This is a genomic window from Marivivens niveibacter, from assembly GCF_002150005.2.
Taxonomy (GTDB): domain Bacteria; phylum Pseudomonadota; class Alphaproteobacteria; order Rhodobacterales; family Rhodobacteraceae; genus Marivivens; species Marivivens niveibacter.
Genome location: NZ_MSPP01000003.1, coordinates 276234 through 294305, shown reverse-complemented (window position 1 = coordinate 294305; position 18072 = coordinate 276234). Strand labels below are relative to the sequence as shown.

Annotated in this window: 16 protein-coding genes; 5 read left to right on the top strand and 11 right to left on the bottom strand. The window is 54.9% G+C overall.

The annotated features are described in order from the left end of the window. The first annotated feature begins 34 nt into the window (after window positions 1-34). Window positions 35-2236 (top strand): 3-hydroxyacyl-CoA dehydrogenase NAD-binding domain-containing protein, encoded by a 2202-nt coding sequence (locus BVC71_RS10135; protein ID WP_086451552.1) that lies wholly within the window; start codon window positions 35-37, stop codon window positions 2234-2236. 145 nt (window positions 2237-2381) lie between these two features. Beyond that, window positions 2382-2978 carry a hypothetical protein gene (locus tag BVC71_RS10130; protein ID WP_165767757.1) on the top strand — a complete coding sequence of 199 codons (597 nt, stop codon included), beginning with the start codon at window positions 2382-2384 and terminating at the stop codon, window positions 2976-2978. Between the two features lie 52 nt (window positions 2979-3030). On the opposite strand, the gene BVC71_RS10125 is transcribed toward BVC71_RS10130, so the two are convergent. The 3 genes from BVC71_RS10125 to BVC71_RS10115 all read right to left on the bottom strand — a co-directional run bounded on the left by BVC71_RS10125 (window position 3031) and on the right by BVC71_RS10115 (window position 5365). Next, complete coding sequence (locus BVC71_RS10125) at window positions 3031-3708, bottom strand: hypothetical protein (RefSeq protein ID WP_086451550.1); 678 nt, start codon at window positions 3706-3708, stop codon at window positions 3031-3033. Between the two features lie 222 nt (window positions 3709-3930). Beyond that, window positions 3931-4560, bottom strand: coding sequence for a Hint domain-containing protein (locus BVC71_RS10120; RefSeq protein ID WP_165767756.1), 630 nt, complete (start codon window positions 4558-4560; stop codon window positions 3931-3933). Window positions 4561-4714: 154 nt separating this feature from the next. Beyond that, the gene (locus tag BVC71_RS10115; protein ID WP_086451548.1) at window positions 4715-5365 is read right to left on the bottom strand and encodes a sulfotransferase family 2 domain-containing protein; all 651 of its coding nucleotides are present in this window, start codon (window positions 5363-5365) and stop codon (window positions 4715-4717) included. A 111-nt stretch (window positions 5366-5476) separates the two neighbouring features. Between BVC71_RS10115 and BVC71_RS10110 the strand changes: the two genes are divergently transcribed. Continuing rightward, on the top strand, window positions 5477-6496 hold the full coding sequence (locus BVC71_RS10110; RefSeq protein WP_086451547.1) for an aldolase/citrate lyase/malate synthase family protein: 1020 nt from the start codon (window positions 5477-5479) through the stop codon (window positions 6494-6496). On the opposite strand, the gene BVC71_RS10105 is transcribed toward BVC71_RS10110, so the two are convergent. The 6 genes from BVC71_RS10105 to BVC71_RS10080 form a co-directional block, all read right to left on the bottom strand. Continuing rightward, a complete protein-coding gene (locus BVC71_RS10105; RefSeq protein WP_086451546.1) occupies window positions 6493-7665 on the bottom strand; it encodes a hypothetical protein in 1173 nt (390 codons plus the stop codon). The genes BVC71_RS10110 and BVC71_RS10105 overlap by 4 nt on opposite strands. A gap of 87 nt (window positions 7666-7752) precedes the next feature. Further along, the gene (upp, locus tag BVC71_RS10100) at window positions 7753-8385 is read right to left on the bottom strand and encodes a uracil phosphoribosyltransferase (protein ID WP_086451545.1); all 633 of its coding nucleotides are present in this window, start codon (window positions 8383-8385) and stop codon (window positions 7753-7755) included. Further along, window positions 8382-9371: an adenosine deaminase gene (locus tag BVC71_RS10095; RefSeq protein ID WP_086451544.1), complete on the bottom strand. Its 990-nt coding sequence runs from the start codon at window positions 9369-9371 to the stop codon at window positions 8382-8384. The genes upp and BVC71_RS10095 overlap by 4 nt, the downstream gene beginning before the upstream one ends. Next, complete coding sequence (locus BVC71_RS10090) at window positions 9371-10552, bottom strand: phosphopentomutase (RefSeq protein ID WP_086451543.1); 1182 nt, start codon at window positions 10550-10552, stop codon at window positions 9371-9373. The genes BVC71_RS10095 and BVC71_RS10090 overlap by 1 nt, the downstream gene beginning before the upstream one ends. Next, on the bottom strand, window positions 10549-11853 hold the full coding sequence (locus BVC71_RS10085; protein ID WP_086451542.1) for a thymidine phosphorylase: 1305 nt from the start codon (window positions 11851-11853) through the stop codon (window positions 10549-10551). Before BVC71_RS10085 ends, BVC71_RS10090 begins: the two co-directional genes overlap by 4 nt. Then, the gene (locus BVC71_RS10080) at window positions 11853-12245 is read right to left on the bottom strand and encodes a cytidine deaminase (RefSeq protein WP_086451541.1); all 393 of its coding nucleotides are present in this window, start codon (window positions 12243-12245) and stop codon (window positions 11853-11855) included. The genes BVC71_RS10085 and BVC71_RS10080 overlap by 1 nt, the downstream gene beginning before the upstream one ends. A gap of 154 nt (window positions 12246-12399) precedes the next feature. On the opposite strand from BVC71_RS10080, the gene BVC71_RS10075 reads away from it, so the two are divergent. Together BVC71_RS10075 and prpE are read left to right on the top strand one after the other, a co-directional pair. Continuing rightward, a complete protein-coding gene (locus tag BVC71_RS10075; protein WP_420845604.1) occupies window positions 12400-14703 on the top strand; it encodes an NADP-dependent malic enzyme in 2304 nt (767 codons plus the stop codon). Between the two features lie 220 nt (window positions 14704-14923). Next, window positions 14924-16813, top strand: coding sequence for a propionate-CoA ligase PrpE (gene prpE / locus BVC71_RS10070; RefSeq protein ID WP_086451539.1), 1890 nt, complete (start codon window positions 14924-14926; stop codon window positions 16811-16813). Here prpE and gloA2 read toward each other — a convergent pair whose 3' ends face one another. Further along, complete coding sequence (gene gloA2 / locus BVC71_RS10065) at window positions 16814-17197, bottom strand: SMU1112c/YaeR family gloxylase I-like metalloprotein (RefSeq protein ID WP_086451538.1); 384 nt, start codon at window positions 17195-17197, stop codon at window positions 16814-16816. Next, a complete protein-coding gene (locus BVC71_RS10060) occupies window positions 17197-17955 on the bottom strand; it encodes an NAD kinase (RefSeq protein ID WP_086451537.1) in 759 nt (252 codons plus the stop codon). The genes gloA2 and BVC71_RS10060 overlap by 1 nt, the downstream gene beginning before the upstream one ends. Window positions 17956-18072: the final 117 nt, after the last annotated feature.

The window sequence follows — 18072 nt, the reverse complement described above, 5'->3', positions numbered from 1 at the left end:
CACTATGCCAAACCCATTTATCGGGAGGAAACAAATGACCGACTTTACTATGGCCATTGACGCCGATGGCGTCGCCGTCATCACTTGGGACGTTCAAGGGAAATCCATGAACGTCATGAGCCTAGAAGGCTTTGCCGAACTGGACGCTCTGGTTGATCAGGCGCTGGCAGATGACGCTGTAAAAGGCATCGTTATCACGTCGGGCAAAGACACTTTTGCTGGCGGGATGGACCTGAACATCATCGCAAAGATGAAAGATAGCGCAGGCGACAACCCTGCAAAGGGTTTGTTTGACGGCGTGATGAACATGCACGGCATCCTGCGCAAAATCGAACGCGCGGGCATGGACCCGAAAACAAACAAAGGCGGCAAACCAATCGCTGCAGCCCTTCCTGGCACCGCATTAGGCATCGGTCTGGAAATCCCACTGTCGACGCACCGCATTTTCGCAGCCGACAACCCAAAGGCCAAAATCGGCCTGCCAGAAATCATGGTTGGCATTTTCCCCGGCGCTGGCGGCACCACCCGTCTGTCGCGCAAACTGGGCGCAATGGCAGCATCCCCGCTGCTGCTAGAGGGTAAACTGAACGACCCGAAAAAGGCCAAAGCAGCGGGCGTCGTGGACGAAGTTGTGCCAGCTGACGAACTACTGTCTGCGGCCAAAGAATGGGTTCTGAACGCCAAAGACGCCGACATCCTGAAACCTTGGGACGCCAAAGGCTACAAAATGCCAGGCGGCGCACCATATCACCCCGCTGGTTTCATGACCTTTGTGGGCGCGTCCGCGATGGTCAACGGCAAAACCCAAGGCGTCTATCCTGCCGCCAAGGCGCTGCTGTCCGCCGTTTACGAAGGCGCGTTGGTCCCATTCGATCAGGCCCTGAAAATCGAAGCCCGCTGGTTCACCAACGTTCTGCTGAACCCGTCGTCTTCGGCCATGATCCGCAGCCTGTTCATCAACAAAGAGGCGCTGGAAAAAGGCGCGAACCGTCCAGCTGTTGACGATCAAACCGTTAAAAAGGTTGGCGTTATCGGCGCAGGCATGATGGGCGCAGGCATCACGCTGGTATCCGCGCAGGCCGGTATGGAAGTCGTCCTGATCGATGCCAGCCAAGAGGCCGCAGACCGCGGCAAAGCCTACACCGAGGCGCATCTGGACAAAGGCATCGCCCGCAAAAAGACCACCCCAGAAAAGAAAGACCAAGTTCTGGGCCTGATCAACGCGACCACCGATTACAACGCGCTGGCAGGTTGTGACCTGATCATCGAAGCCGTGTTCGAAGACGTTTCGGTCAAAGCGGACGTAACAGCAAAGGTAGAGGCCGTTGTTGGCCCCGACTGCATCTTTGCGACCAACACATCGACCCTGCCGATCAGCCAACTGGCAAAAGCGTCGAAAAATGCGGAACAATTCATCGGCATTCACTTCTTCTCTCCTGTAGAAAAGATGATGCTGGTCGAGATTATCAAAGGCAAAGAAACCGGTGATCGTGCGGTGGCCAAGGCGCTGGACTACGTCCGCCAGATCCGCAAAACGCCAATCGTTGTGAATGACGAACGGTTCTTTTATGCGAACCGCTGCATCATTCCATACATCAACGAAGGCATCCGCATGGTCCGCGAAGGTGTCGAACCTGCGCTGATCGAAAACGCTGCGAAACTGGTTGGCATGCCATTGGGCCCGCTACAGTTGACGGACGAAACCTCGATCGATTTGGGCGTAAAAATCGCCAAAGCGACCAAGGCCGCGATGGGCGACGCCTATCCGAACGACGCCGTGGACGAAGTGCTGTTCTGGATGGCAGACGAAGGCCGCATGGGCCGCAAAGCCGCTGCAGGTTTCTATGCCTACGATGAAAAAGGCAAACGTCAGGGTCTATGGGACGGTCTGGCCGCGAAATACCCAGCCGCCGACGAACAGCCCGACCTGACCACCGTTCAGCACCGTCTTCTGTTCGCCCAAGTCCTAGAGGCCGTGCGCGCATTGGAAGAAGGCGTGTTGGAAGACATCCGCGAAGGCGACGTTGGCGCGATCCTTGGTTGGGGCTTTGCACCTTGGTCGGGTGGTCCGTTCAGCTGGCTGGACATTATGGGCGCACCTTATGCCGCAGAACGTTGCGATCAACTGACCCAAGCCTATGGCGATCGTTTCGCCTGCCCACCGCTGCTGCGTGAAATGGCAGACAAAGGTCAATCGTTCTATGGCCGCTTTGGCGCCGGCAAAGCTGCAGCATAATCAATCAACAGGTGGCGGTGTAACATCGCCACCTGTAACCGACCAGCAACACCTTTAGGTTGTAATAGTCGCCGGTCACATTGGCGCATTTCATAGTTACGTTGGAAACGTAAATTGACCCTACGTTATTGTTATGGGGTTAACTATGAAAACGATACTTTCTTCTATTTTATTTATGAGCTTAGCTGGTGCAGCAGCCGCTGAGACTGGCGATATGCAGGCCGGTGCAGGCCTATCGACCTTTGGGGCAATGATCGAAGGATCTTATGAAATCACACCACAGATCAAGGCACGTGGTTTCTATCTAGGCGGTATCAACGTATCGGAAACCGACACCTATGAATCCGAAGATGACACCAATTACGACGTCACTGCGGACCTAAGCTTGGGCGCTTTGGGTGTTGTCGCGGATTATTATGTGCTGGGCGGCTGGCGCGTATCGGGCGGTCTGTTCTTTTCCAATTCGGCCATTTCGACCGATTTCGATGACGGCACTGACACATTCGAAGCTGAAATCGCATTCAAAGACGATGTCGCGCCAATGCTAGCAACGGGTTACAACTACACTTGGGACAGCGGCGTTTATCTGAGTGGTGAGCTTGGCGCGATTTTCACATCTCTAGAAGCATCCACAAATGCAACTGACGCGGATTTCCAAACCGACATTGACGATCTGAACGACGAACTGGCCGATTTGCCAGCAGTGCCATATCTGTCGCTTACAGTCGGCTATACATTCTAAACGCAAAAGGGCGGACCACGGTCCGCCCTTTTCGCATCGGATAAATTCAAACTTAGCCGAACATGATTTCCAGATTGGCAACGTCGTTCATCGTTAGGCCTTTCAGGGTAACCATCGCGAAAATTTCGGTGCCTTCTGGTTCAACAACAGCCATTGTCACACCATCGTCAGTTTCGTTGAATTCAACATAGTCCATCGCATCGTCGCCGTTCAGGAATGATAGGCCCAGATCCAACGCCAGAACGTCTTCTGCAGGATCGAAATCTTCGACAGTGACTTCGGTGCACATGCCGGTCATTGCCAGAACGTCCGCACCAGCACCCATGATCAGGCTGTCCACAACCGAACCAAAGCCTACGTTGATCACATCATCACCAGCGCCCAGATCAATTTCATCCGCTTGCGAACCATGACCACCGGTTAGTTCGACGTAATCATCGCCATCATTGGTTTCGATGTTTTCGTCAGTGAAATCTTCACCGTCAAGAACCTGTTTGCCGTCGACGATAACAACATCGTCTTCATCAGCGGTTTCGATGTCGTAGCCTGCGTCATCACCGTCAACGACGGTCGCATCTTCCAACAATTCGATCAACGCTTCGGCGGAAACATCAACATCGTCGTCTTGGGTTTCTTCGGATGCATCAACGTCTTTGTCCGAACCATCTAGGTCCAGATCAGCAAAGCTAGCCATGCCAGCCGCACCAAGAAGAAGGAACAAGAAACCCATTTGGAAAACCTACATATGCGCGTTCGTTACAGTGTGTGACGATGCGAATAATATATTTACCGTTACTAGGTAATAGCCCCTATACGTTTGCCACCCTAACTACCCCATTTGGGTATTCAGATACCCCAAATTGTCAAAAATCCGTCAGTGATTTTGCGTGTCACTGACGGATTTGGATGTAATATCGGGCAAAATTCGGTGAATCACCGCCGATGCGAAAAATCAGTCATGTTTCGCGTCTTCGTATTCCAAAACGCTGACCAATATCTCTGCCTTATCCTTTGGAAGTATGTGATAGCGCGGCACTTTGGGTTCACACAGCAAATCGTGCAAAATGTCAGACGGCGGTGGACAATAGAACAAAAAACCGCCCTTCCCGAACACAATCTGATCTTCTTCGAATTGAAGCGTGATGACCTCGATGAAATCGGCTGGTCTTACGGGTTCAATCCCACGGAACCCTTCTAACGCCGCAACATGAATCAGAGTGAATGCATCCCCAAACATATCCTCTGCCACATCGCTTTCGATGAGGATCGCCTGCCGTCGCGGTAAGCTCATTTCCTCTAAATTGCCCAAGGCGCCTTTCGGCACGCGTAGTGGCCAATTAGAGACCCCACCCAATGCGCCACTGGTTTGCACATGTTCACGGCGGATCGCCGTTACTGTCTGCATCCCTTTGTCAAAAGTTAAAACCTGATCACCAACACTAACTGTTTCGATCGGTCGCCACCCCATCGCGGTGGCCACACGTGTACCAGCTATCATACCATTACCAACATCAGCCAAACTGGCTGCAAATTCTGGTGCCCCTTCAGCCGGGCTCCATGTCTGGTTGTTCCAGGCATACATCGGCACTTCCCCTATCCTGCAAGCGTTGCGCTTTGACAGGGACCAGACCAACTGATTCATGAGACAAGGTTTAGGACGAAACGCGGCGCAATTGGGGCATTGTCACACTGAAGAAGTGTAAACGCGTGTACACAGCCACATTTCGCCGTTTTGGTTAACAATCAAAGTTGTATTTAAAACGCGTGATATCAGCCGCGCATAAATTCCCAATCAAATCACGTGTTTGGCCAGTGTAATAACCGCGCCAATCCGAATCGCGCTTTGATGCATTTGCGACGGGGACTGTCGGCATGAACCCTAAATGGTCTGCCAATGGCGACATATCCGCGGTAAGATGCTCTAATCTGATGTACAAATTGCAGTGTTCGATGCCTGCACTGTCTCTCATATAACTTACGTAACTGTTGGCTGCCAAACTTGACTGGGTGTGCGGTTCATTCACGAACGCCTCAAAGGTCAGAGTTTGCGCAAAACGCACCGCAGGGTGATCAAACGACTGATCCTGTAGCCAATGATAATAGCTAACGACGCGGTCCCACGGGTTGCGCACCAAGGTAAATGTGAACATTCGTTCCATGTCATCGCGCGACACCATCGGTTCGACATCACACAGGCGCGAATGTTTCCATAAACGCCCATTCGTCTCTACGTCCTTTAGGCGTTTCTTCCGCTTTAACGCTTTGGGTGTATCCCCGATTAGGATGTCATCAGCTTTGGCCCGATCCTCTAACGCCAGCGCCATCGCCGTGCCGCCGGTTTTGGGAATATGTACGAATAAATAATCGCGCCCACGAGAGATAATCATGCCGCATCCTAACCTTGTACCAACCAATGCGCGAGTCCTCGTCTCTTCGTATCAACACAGGCTGGCCCAAAGGTTTTGAACTAGTTATATTGCCGTAAAAAGCACGAGCAGATGACAGCATTAGATCAATTCGCAAAACTGGAAAGTCTAGGGATCTGGCGACCAGACCCAGACGCACAACGCCGCGAGGTGGTTGTGTCCTTTGGCGATGCGACGCTGATCATCCGCGATAGTGCAGATCGCCCCCTTGCGCATTGGTCACTACCTGCGGTCGTTCGCATGAACGAAGGAACGCGGCCAGCGATTTTTGCACCGGACGATGACGGTACAGAAACCGTCGAAATAGACGACGATCTGATGATTGATGCGATTGAAAAGGTACGCAAGGCGGTCAACCGTTCACGACCACGCCCTGGGCGCCTGCGCGGTGTGGGCGCATTGGTATCGATCGCGGCAGTTGTTGGGCTGGGTGTCTTTTGGGCACCTAACGCCCTGCGCGACCATACGCTAACCGCGGTGACTGACGCCACGCGCAGTGCAATCGGCGCAACGCTGTTAGGACATGTACAACGCCTGACGGGGTCTGTTTGCGACAGTCCGCGCGGGGCGCTTGCCCTGAACACGTTGAAAGACCGCGCATTGGGTGCCGATAGCGACGTTCAGGTTCTGATTGTCCCTGATGCGGTTTCAGAGACATTAGTTTTGCCTGGCGGCATCATTTTATTGAACCGGTCATTGGTTGAAGACTACGAAGACCCCGCAGTCCCCGCTGGCTATATTATCGCAGCCAATCAGGCACGGATTGAAAATGACCCCTTGGGCGATGTTCTGAATGATGCCGGCATTCGCGCGACATTCCAACTGCTGACAACGGGCGAAATGTCGTCCGACATTTTGCGCACCTATGCAGAACACGCGGTTGGGCAACCTTTGCCATCCATCAGCACCGAACAACTGCTTGCACGGTTCGAAGCGGCCCAAGTTTCCAGCCGCCCGTTTGCCTACGCCACCGATATCACAGGCCAAAGCACATTGGCTTTGATCGAAGCAAATCCAGTCAACCCAACCCAAGCGCCACTTATTCTGGGCGATGGGGATTGGGTCGCACTACAGGGTATTTGCGGAAATTAATTCAAACCACGATTTGGGTTCAGGCGATCATCGTCCCAAACCACCTCGTACCCATTCGGCACAATCGGTTCGCCGTTGGCCACATAAGGCGGGTTTGATGCAGGGACCGCGCGACCAAACAAGCCACCGGTAGACGGGTTGAAACTAGCACGACCTGCCTGAGCAGATGAACGTGCGACACCGCCGGAAGGCGATTGCGTTTGCGGACCACAGCGTACATTCGCACCGGCCATATATTGGGCGCTGACACTGTCGAAATTACAGGACGACGGGACAGGCGCCGCCACAGGCGCGGCAGGCACAACAGTCGGCGCAGGGCTGGATGCACTAGCCACAGGCGCAGACAAAACAGCCGTCGCCGGACGGTCAACAGGCACATAAGACGTGCCAGTGCTCGTTGCCACCGGAACAGGATTGCTGGCTGGGATACGGTTTCCACCCCAGATGGATTGCGTTTGCGGACCACAGCGCACCTCAACATTGCGGCCAGATGTGGTGACCGCCTGACTAAGGTTGGTACAGCGCGTGTCGCCAGCAGGAGCTGTTGGTGCAACAGTAGCGACTTGGGTCACTGGTGCGGGGCCGCAGTCAATAAACTCACCCGTTGCTGCGTTAATATATTGCCGCTGCACACCATATTTCCCTTCGCAGACCTGCGTCATGGTCATTCGAACGGGTTCAGGTTCACGCACCACAGGTGCAGGCGTTAGCACCGGCGCAGCTGCGGCAGCATCTGCAATCACGCGCGATGAAATCGTTTGCATCGACGGCATCGTCGTGACTGACGCAACTGTTTCCATCGGATCGCGATTTGTGGTCGGCGGCGTAATCGGGTCCGCAATGATGCGCGGGGCAGCCGCAGGAGCAGCGGGTTGATCGATTGTGATGATCGGCACATTCGCCGGTAACGGCGATGGAATTGCCGCGCCGATGGTCGGTTCGAACCCGCACAGCTGTTGACGATCACGGGACAAACGCGGCACCCAATTAACCGTTCCTGCCATACCAGCGCGCACAAAAACGCAGCCTGCACTGTCAACGTATTGGTTCGCGTCGTAGCTGGCTGGGGGAAATTCAGCAGGTACAGGGGTCTGCGATTGGGCATACCCAATCTGCGCTACGCCGCCCAAACACGCCGCGATAAACCCGATAATCCGAGCGCTCGACATCTGCACCTCATACTCTTTTAACGCAGGATGCCCGAATAACCCTTATCTGTAAAGCATTTGGACACGCTATGGGTGCCAGACATGTGTCTATTTTGTGCCAAACATCCGATCACCCGCATCCCCTAGACCTGGTGTAATGTAGCCTTGGTCCGTCAAACCATCGTCCAACGACGCGGTGACAATCGGCACATCGGGGTGCGCCTCTTTCATTTTTGCGACACCTTCGGGGGCTGCAAGCAAGCACAAAAAGATAATGTTCTTTGCGCCAGCGTTTTTGATCATGTCGATCGCCGCAGCCGACGAATTGCCAGTCGCAAGCATTGGATCGACGACAATAACAACACGATCGTCAATCTCTGCTGGAACTTTGAAATAGTATTCGACGGGTTGCAGGGTTTCTTCGTCGCGGTAAAGACCAACGAAACCAACGCGTGCGGATGGGATCAATTCCAGAATACCGTCAAGCAGGCCGTTGCCAGCGCGCAGGATCGACACCAGCGCTAGTTTTTTGCCGTCCAGCTGTGGCGCATCCATTTCGCACAGCGGCGTTTCGATCTTCTTAGTCGATACGGGCAAATCGCGAGTGACCTCATAGGCCAACAACAAAGAAATTTCCCGCAGCAACTGACGGAACACAGCCGTCGATGTTTCCTTTTCCCGCATGATAGTCAATTTATGCTGCACCAATGGGTGCGACACCACTGTCAGATGGTCGGTCATTTCGTGGTCTCCAATCGTTTGGCGATCTTATCTTTGGTTGCGGCGTCACAAAATGCCGCGTCCAATGCTGTTTGGTTCAATGCGTTAAAATCAGTTTCATCCCAGCCGAATGCTGCGGCCAGATCTTCATATTCTTTGGTCATCGTGGTCTGGAAAAACGGTGGATCGTCTGTCGACACGGTGACCTTTACCCCTGCATCGCGCAGCGCCTTGATCGGGTGATCCTTTAGATCGCCGGACGCATTTAGGAACACGTTCGATCCTGGACATACCTCCAAAACGATGCCAGCAGCAGCAATGCGATCAACCAAAGCACGGTCTTTGATCGCGTTAATGCCGTGACCAATACGTTCCACGCGCAGATCATTGATGGTGTCGGCGACCATATCGGGGCCGCCCCATTCCCCCGCATGACAGGTCAATTGCAGTCCAGCCTCGCGTGCCATGTCGAAACTATAGGCAAAATCGCTGGGACGATGCATCATTTCAGCGCCACCCATGCCAAAGCCAGTTAGAAAATCACCAACCGTTTCGGCGGCACATAGCGCACTTTGTTTCGCCATTTCAGGCCCGAAATGACGAATGCAGGTTGCCACACCTTTGATCGTGATGCCGTGCTGGGCTTCGGCTTTGTCCGCCCCTTCTTTGATCGCGGCCAGATATTCGCGCCACGCCGACACATCCGACCCGCCGCAAAAATCGGGCGATATGAACAATTCAGTGTACACAACGCCATGCTGCGCGGATTGTTCAGCCACGGCGGTACAAAGCCGCGCAAAATCTTCAGGTGATTTCAGGACCGATGTTGCGCCCTCGTAGACCTCTAGGAAATGGTCGAAATCGCGATAGGCGTAGGTGCCATCGGAATTAAAGATTTTCGACAAATCCACCTTTTTCTCATGCGCAAGTTGTCGGATGAATTCGGGCGGCGCTGCGCCTTCGAAATGCAGGTGAAGTTCAACTTTGGGCAGGGATCGATAAGTCATTATGCGCGTCCTTTGGACATGGGCGGCAAGCCCAAATGTTCAGCGACCAATTCGGCCACATCAGTAAAGGCCAGATGCCCCAATTCTTTGTGCCCCAACCCATGAACCAGCACTGGCACACGTTCGCGGGTATGATCTGTACCAATCCATGTCGGGTCATTCCCGTGATCGGCGGTTATGACCAACAGATCGCCTTCGCCCAAGCGGGGCAAGATATTTCCGATTTCAGCATCGAACCATTCCAGATGCGCGGCATAACCTGCAACATCGCGGCGGTGCCCGTATTCGCTGTCAAATTCAACAAAATTGGCAAAGGTTAGCGACCCGTCTTCGGCATCTTCGACCCAATCCGATAGGTGCTGCATCAGGGCTATATCGCGCCCTTTGCGCACATCTGTGATGCCACGCATTGAAAAAATGTCGCCAATTTTGCCAATAGCGTGAACGGGTCGGCCTGCAGCCGCCGCCACATCGCACAGCGTGTCGGCGGGCGGAGCGATCGCGAAATCTTTGCGATTGGACGTGCGGGAATATTGACCGCTTTCACCGACAAACGGGCGGGCAATCACGCGGCCAACGCGCATGTCGTGCAACATCGGCGCGACCGCACGGCATAGGTCCAACAGGCGGTCCAGACCAAAGTGTTCTTCGTGTGCGGCGATCTGTAAAACGCTGTCTACCGACGTATAGCAAATCGGCCAGCCCGTTTTGACATGCTCATCACCAAGTCGTTCGATGATTTCGGTTCCAGAGGCATGACAATTCGCCAAAATACCGTCAGTCCCTGCAGCTTTGCACAGCGCCTCGATGACCTCTGGCGGAAACGAGTTTTGTTTTTCTTCGAAAACAGTCCAATCCCACGGAACAGGAACGCCAGCCAATTCCCAATGACCGCTTGGGGTATCCTTACCGTTCGATATTTCGGTCGCTGCGCCCCACGCGCCATCGACGGGTCCATCCAACCCAACCGCAGTTTCGCCTGACGCCAATTCAACGGCGCGTCCTAGCCCCAGTGATGTGAGTGTCGGCAAAAGCAAAGGCCGATCGTTCGCCATTTCCGCAGCGATATGCGCGACAGTATTCGCACCCGTATCAGGCTGACCATCGTTGAAAAACTTATCAGCGTCTGGCGCGCCGCCTATGCCAACGCTATCCATCACGACCAGAAACGCACGCGTCATGGGTCAATCCTTTCATGCACCACAGGATGATCGGGGTCCGCGCCCCCAATCGTCAAGGATGACAATATGTTAGCCACAGCACGATCAGCGTCGCTATCACTTTTCGCATGAACCCAGGCAATTGGATCGCCTCTTTCTACCCGCCGGCCTAAAGGGATTACATCCGTAATACCCACTGACGGATCGACCCGATCCGTTTCGACCATCCGCCCCCCGCCTAATTCGACCACAGTCAGGCCCAGACGCTGACCATCCCAACCGCTGACCAAACCACCGTCAGGTGCCGCAACAGGCCGAACAACAGGTGCCACGGGCAGATGTGTACGCCAATCTTTGTCCATGTCGGGTGGCCCGCCCATTTCAAAAACCATCTGGGCAAAGCGGTCCATTGCAGCACCGGAAGCGATAGCTTCGGCGATCATTTCTTCGCCTTCACCTTCGGATCCACCCGACAGCGCGATAATTCGTCCACCCAACGCGACAGTCAGATCATGTAGTCGTGGCCCTGCCAAACGGTTGCCCGACAGAATTTCCATGCAGGTGGCGACTTCGACCGCGTTACCTAAATTCGGGGCCAGCGGTTCATTCATATCCGTAATAAATGCGGCCGTGCTACACCCTGCCCCATTGGCCGTTTGCACCAACGCCCGCGCTAAATTTCGCGCTTCGTCCGCAGTTTTCATGAACGCGCCAGAGCCAACTTTGACGTCCAAAATCAGCCCATCCAAACCAGCGGCCAGTTTTTTCGACAGGATAGATGCCGTGATCAAATCAATGCTTTCAACCGTCGCACTGACATCGCGGATTGCGTAAAGACGTTTATCAGCGGGTGCAACGCGCCCCGAGGCGCTCACGATCGCGCAACCGACTTTGTTCAGCAGACCCTGCAAACGGGTACTGTCGACGTCCGTCGCCAGACCCGGGATCGATTCCAATTTATCCAGCGTGCCGCCCGTATGGCCCAAACCACGTCCCGAGATCATCGGCACATAGACTCCACACGCCGCCAAGGCAGGCGCAAGGATCAGCGACACACAATCACCGACACCGCCTGTTGAATGTTTGTCCATCACTGGACCATCGACCCGCCATTTCAGCACATCGCCTGAATCGCGCATACCCAATGTCAACGCAACGCGGCCTTCGTCGCTTAGGCCATTTAGCAAAACCGCCATAGCAAAAGCACCCGCTTGCGCGTCGGTAACTACGCCAGTCGCCAACCCTTGGGCAAACCACCCAAGTGCTTCAGGCGATGGCACCTGCCCGTCGCGCAGCTGGCCAATGATCGTGCGAGCATCCATCAGGTGTTGCTCATGTGGTCGGTCGTGAACACGCCCGGCAACAAATCCCGCGCTTTCATTTCCAGAACATCGCCGTTCAGATTGTACATTTTGATCGGGGCATCAGGATCGGCAAATTCCGACAGCTTTTGACGGCATCCACCACAGGGCGTGACTGGTGTCGGGCTATCAGCCACAACCGCAACTTCGACAATTTCGCGTTCGCCAGCAGCGCACATCGCCGCGATTGCGCCCGCCTCGGCACAGGTGCCTTCGGGGTATGCGACGTTTTCAACATTGCAGCCAACATAAACCGTGCCGTCTTTGGTTTTTACCGCCGCGCCCACATTGAAATTTGAATAAGGTGCATAGGCATTTTCCCGCACCTTGATTGCGTCATCAAACAAAGACATCGAAACCCCGTTTTATCATTTGGTAAAATGTGCCCTGACATTAGACCAGTTGCAACCCGCAACCGTGGAAACACCCTGACTGTGCTGAATTGAATTTGCAACACGCGCCCTTTTTACGCTAAGGAAGGCATAACGACGCAAAAAATTGTTTAATATTAAACAATCACAGGATGACCAGATGACCGACAAGAGCCAAGACAACCTACGCCAAGCGGCGCTGGACTATCACGAATTCCCGAAACCCGGAAAATTGGAAATCCGCGCGACCAAACCTTTGGCGAACGGTCGCGACCTCGCGCGTGCCTATTCCCCCGGCGTCGCCGAGGCCTGCGTCGAGATCAAAAACGACGCTGATACTGCCCGAAAATACACATCGCGCGGCAATCTGGTGGCCGTTGTGTCGAACGGTACGGCTGTTTTGGGTCTGGGCAACATCGGCGCATTGGCATCCAAACCAGTGATGGAAGGCAAAGCCGTTCTGTTCAAAAAATTCGCAAACATCGACTGTTTCGATATCGAAGTGAACGAACCAGACCCTGAAAAACTGGCCGATATCGTTTGCGCGCTAGAGCCGACTTTTGGTGCGATCAACCTAGAAGACATCAAAGCGCCCGACTGTTTCATCGTCGAAAAAATCTGCCGCGAACGCATGAATATCCCTGTGTTCCACGACGACCAGCACGGCACCGCGATTGTGGTGGGCGCTGCGGCGACCAACGCGCTGCATGTTGCGGACAAAAAATTCGAAGACATCAAAGTCGTTTCGACCGGCGGCGGTGCGGCGGGTATTGCATGCCTGAACATGCTGCTGAAACTGGGCGTGAAACGCGAAAACGTCTGGCTGTGCGATATCGCGGGTCTGGTCTACGAAGGCCGAGAGGCTGAAATGACCCCGCAAAAGGCCGAATACGCCCAAAAATCCGATCTGCGCACCCTGGACGACGTGATCGAAGGCGCGGACCTGTTCCTTGGCCTATCTGGCCCGAATGTATTGAAACCTGAAATGGTTGCGAAAATGGCGGATCGCCCTGCGATCTTTGCCCTTGCGAACCCAACGCCGGAAATTCTGCCTGATGACGCCCGCGCGGTGAAACCTGATGCGATCATCGCAACAGGCCGTTCGGATTTCCCGAACCAAGTGAACAACGTCCTGTGTTTCCCGTTCATTTTCCGTGGCGCGTTGGACGTAGGCGCGACAGAGATCAACGACGAAATGAAAATCGCCTGTGTTCAAGGCATCGCTGAACTGGCCCGCGCAACAACCAGCGCCGAAGCCGCAGCCGCCTATCAGGGCGAGAAACTGAAATTCGGTGCGGATTATCTGATCCCAAAACCGTTCGATCCGCGCCTGATGGGCGTTGTCGCGACCTCGGTGGCCAAAGCTGCCATGGAAACGGGCGTTGCGAAAACGCCTTTGGCGGATATCGACGAATACAAACGCAAACTGGACGGATCTGTTTTCAAATCTGCCATGCTGATGCGCCCCGTGTTCGAAGCCGCCCGCAGCGCTTCGCGTCGCATCGTATTTGCCGAAGGCGAAGATGAACGCGTCTTGCGCGCAACCCAAGCCGTTCTGGAAGAAACCACCGAAACCCCAATCCTAATTGGCCGCCCTGACGTTATCGCGTCGCGCTGCGAACGCGCTGGCCTGAAAATCCGCCCTGGTGACGATTTCGAGGTCGTTAACCCAGAAAACGATCCACGTTATTATGAATACTGGTCAACTTATCACGAGCTGTTGGAACGCCGTGGCGTCACACCCGACAGCGCCAAAGCGATCATGCGCACCAACACCACCGCCATTGGCGCGATCATGGTCCATCGCGGCGAAGCGGACAGCCTGATCTGCGGCACGTTCGGCCAATACCTGTGGCACCTGAACTATGTGCAGCAAATTCTGGGCCGCGACACGCTGCACCCCGTTGGCGCTTTGTCGATGATGATCCTAGAGGACGGCCCGCTGTTCATCGCGGACACCCATGTTCACCCTGAACCGACCCCAGAACAAATCGCAGAAGCCGTGACAGGAGCTGCCCGTCACGTCCGCCGTTTCGGCCTAAAACCAAACATCGCGCTGTGTTCGCATTCGCAGTTCGGCAACCTTGATATCGACTCGGGCCGCCGTATGCGCGCCGCGTTGGAAATCCTAGACAGCCAGCCGCGCGATTTCTGCTACGAAGGCGAAATGCACATCGACTCCGCCTTGGATGCCGAACTGCGCAGCCGCATTTTCCCGCACAGCCGTATGCAAGGCACCGCAAACGTGCTGGTCTTTGCAAACTCTGACGCGGCATCGGGCGTGCGCAACATTCTGAAAATGAAAGGCAGCGGCCTAGAGGTCGGCCCGATCCTAATGGGTATGGGCAACAAGGCGCACATCGTCACGCCTTCGATCACGGCACGCGGCCTGCTAAACGTGTCGGCAATCGCAGGCACACCAGTGTCGCACTACAGCTAAGAATCTGGACCGGACAGCCCATTGGTTGTCCGGTCAATCATTTGCAAATTTCGCAAAATTTTAACCCGTGATGTAAAATCAGCGAAACTTTGCAAATTTTCTGCGCCCACCTATCCGAAATATTCAACTATTTTGATCTGTTTGCGGCAGTCTGGACGCTAACATGATTGCGCGGAAATACCCCCTCCTCCTAAGTTTCGTTCAAGAGGAGGAGCCCGCCATGACATATAAAGACGTATACGACGCTTGGAAATCGGACCCAGAAGGGTTCTGGATGGAACAAGCGGGAGCCATTGCATGGGACGAAAAACCATCCAAGGCGCTGTTTGACGAAAACGCCCCAAATTACGAATGGTTCGCAGATGCAAAGGTGAACACCTGCTACAATGCTGTTGACCGTCACGTTGAACAGGGTCGCGGCGAACAGGCCGCCATCATCTACGACAGCCCGATCACTGGCACGAAACGTCAGATTTCGTACGTCGAGCTGCGGAACCGCGTTGCGTCTTTGGCGGGTGCATTGCGCGCAAAAGGCGTCGAAAAAGGCGACCGCGTCATCATCTACATGCCGATGATCCCCGAAGCGCTAGAGGCCATGTTGGCCTGCGCACGTTTGGGCGCGATCCATTCGGTGGTCTTTGGCGGCTTTGCAGCGAACGAATTGGCGGTCCGTATCGATGATGCGAAACCCAAGGCGATCATCGCAGCCTCCTGCGGACTGGAGCCCAACCGCGTGGTTCACTATAAACCGCTGCTGGACGGCGCGATTGAACTGTCGGATCACAAACCAGATTTCTGCGTGATCTTTCAGCGCGAACAAGAGGTCGCAGAACTGATCGAAGGCCGCGACTATAACTGGCACGGCTTCCAATACGGCGTTGAGCCTGCCGAATGCGTTCCGGTTGAGGGCAACCACCCTGCGTATATCCTGTACACCTCGGGCACGACGGGCCAACCAAAGGGCGTTGTGCGTCACACGGCGGGCCATTTGGTTGCGCTGAACTGGACGATGAAAAACATCTACAACGTTGATCCGGGCGATGTGTTCTGGGCGGCCTCGGACGTAGGTTGGATCGTTGGTCACAGCTATATCTGCTACGGCCCGCTGATCCACGGCAACACGACCGTCGTGTTCGAAGGCAAACCGGTTGGCACACCAGACGCTGGCACGTTCTGGCGCATGATCCAAGAATACAACATCCGCGTTCTGTTCACCGCGCCCACCGCGTTCCGCGCCATCAAACGCGAAGACCCCAAAGGCGAATACGTCAAAAAATACGATCTATCGTCGCTCAAGGCGCTGTATCTGGCGGGCGAACGTGCGGACCCTGACACCATCATCTGGGCGCAGGATCAGCTGGGCGTGCCCGTCTATGACCACTGGTGGCAGACCGAAACGGGTTGGACCATCGCGGGCAACCCCGCAGGGATCGAAGCGCTGCCCGTCAAAATCGGATCGCCAACCGTTGCGATGCCAGGGTATGACATCCAAATTCTCGATGACGCTGGCCACCCTGTTAAGGACGGCGAACTGGGCGCGATTGCGGTGAAACTGCCGCTGCCTCCGGGGACGTTGCCAACGCTGTGGAATGCGAACGACCGTTTCCATAAATCCTATCTGAACAATTTCCCCGGCTACTATGAAACCGGTGACGCAGGGATGAAGGATGACGACGGGTATCTATACATCATGGCCCGCACCGACGACGTGATTAACGTGGCTGGCCACCGCCTATCCACCGGCGCGATGGAGGAGGTATTGGCATCCCACCCCGACGTTGCAGAATGCGCCGTGATCGGCGTGTCTGATCAGCTAAAGGGTCAGTTGCCACTGGGTTTCCTATGCCTGAATGCTGGCTGCACCCGTGATCACCGCGATGTGGTGGCCGAGGTTGTCAAACTGGTCCGCGATCAGATTGGCCCAGTTGCGGCGTTCAAATTGGCAACCGTTGTGGACCGCCTGCCGAAAACGCGTTCGGGTAAAATCCTGCGCGGTACCATGGTAAAAATCGCAGACAACGAAGAATTCAAAATGCCCGCGACCATCGACGATCCGGCCATTTTGGATGAAATCCGCGAAGCGTTGCTGCCATTGGGCTATGGCAAATAATCAGCTGGAATAAATTTCCAGCGGCAAACCATCCGGATCGGCAAAGAATGTGAACTCCTTGCCGGTCTGCGCGTCAACGCGGATCGGTTCGACCTGCACGCCTTTGGCCGTCAGGTCCGCCACTACGGCAGCAACATCCGCGACGCGAAACGCCAGATGCCGCAGCCCACGGGCTTCGGGGTAGCTGGGTCGAACGGGGGCATTGGGGAATGTGAACAGTTCGATCTGGCTACCGTCTGGCAATCCCAGATCCAATTTCCAACTGTCCCGATCAGCGCGAAAGGTTTCCGCAATCACGCGCAAACCCAGCACATCTATATAGAACGATTTGGACCGTTCATAATCGGACGCGATGATAGCAGCGTGGTGAATGCCCAGCAGCATCAGACGAACTGTTCAGAAATCAATCGTTCCTCAAGCCCGTGACCGGGGTCGAACAGGATACGGTGGGTGATCGATTTATCGCTTTTGATCGTGACCTTGGACACGTCGCGCACCGATTTACCGTCCGAATCCGCCATGACAGGGCGTTTTTTGGGATCAATGACATCGAATTGCACCACTGCCGAATTGGGCAACAGCGCCCCACGCCAGCGCCGCGGACGGAACGCGGCAACAGCCGTCAGCGCCAGAACGTCCGATCCAATCGGCAAAATCGGGCCGTGCGCGGAATAGTTATAGGCGGTCGATCCCGCAGGGGTCGCGACCATCACACCGTCACAGACCAATTCTGCCATGCGCAATTTGCCGTCCACGGTGATCCGCAGACGGGCGGCTTGGGGGCCTTCGCGCAGCAGGGACACTTCGTTAATTGCCAGCGCATGGTGTTCGCTGCCATCATTGGTGATCGCGGTCATGGACAGCGGGTTGAAATGTTCCTCTTCTGCGGCGGATAGGCGGAACATCAGGTCTTCTTCGTGGTATTCGTTCATGAGGAACCCGACGGTGCCGCGGTTCATGCCGTAAACGGGGATGTCCAACGCTTGGGTCGCGTGCAGGGTTTCCAGCATGAAACCATCCCCGCCCAAGGCCACGATAATATCAGCCTCTTCTACGGGGACAGGTTTGTGGCGCGCGACCAGCCGTTCCAACGCGTTTTTTGCGGTGGGGGCGTCACTGGCAACAAATGCGATCTTGTGCATATCCGGTCTCCGATCTTTGACCTAATGGTTAGCACCCAAAAATTTCCCCTGCACCCGCCAAAGTCGCCTATCGGCGAAAAATTCATCCCATAGGCGCCAAGATTCAGAACTATGCTT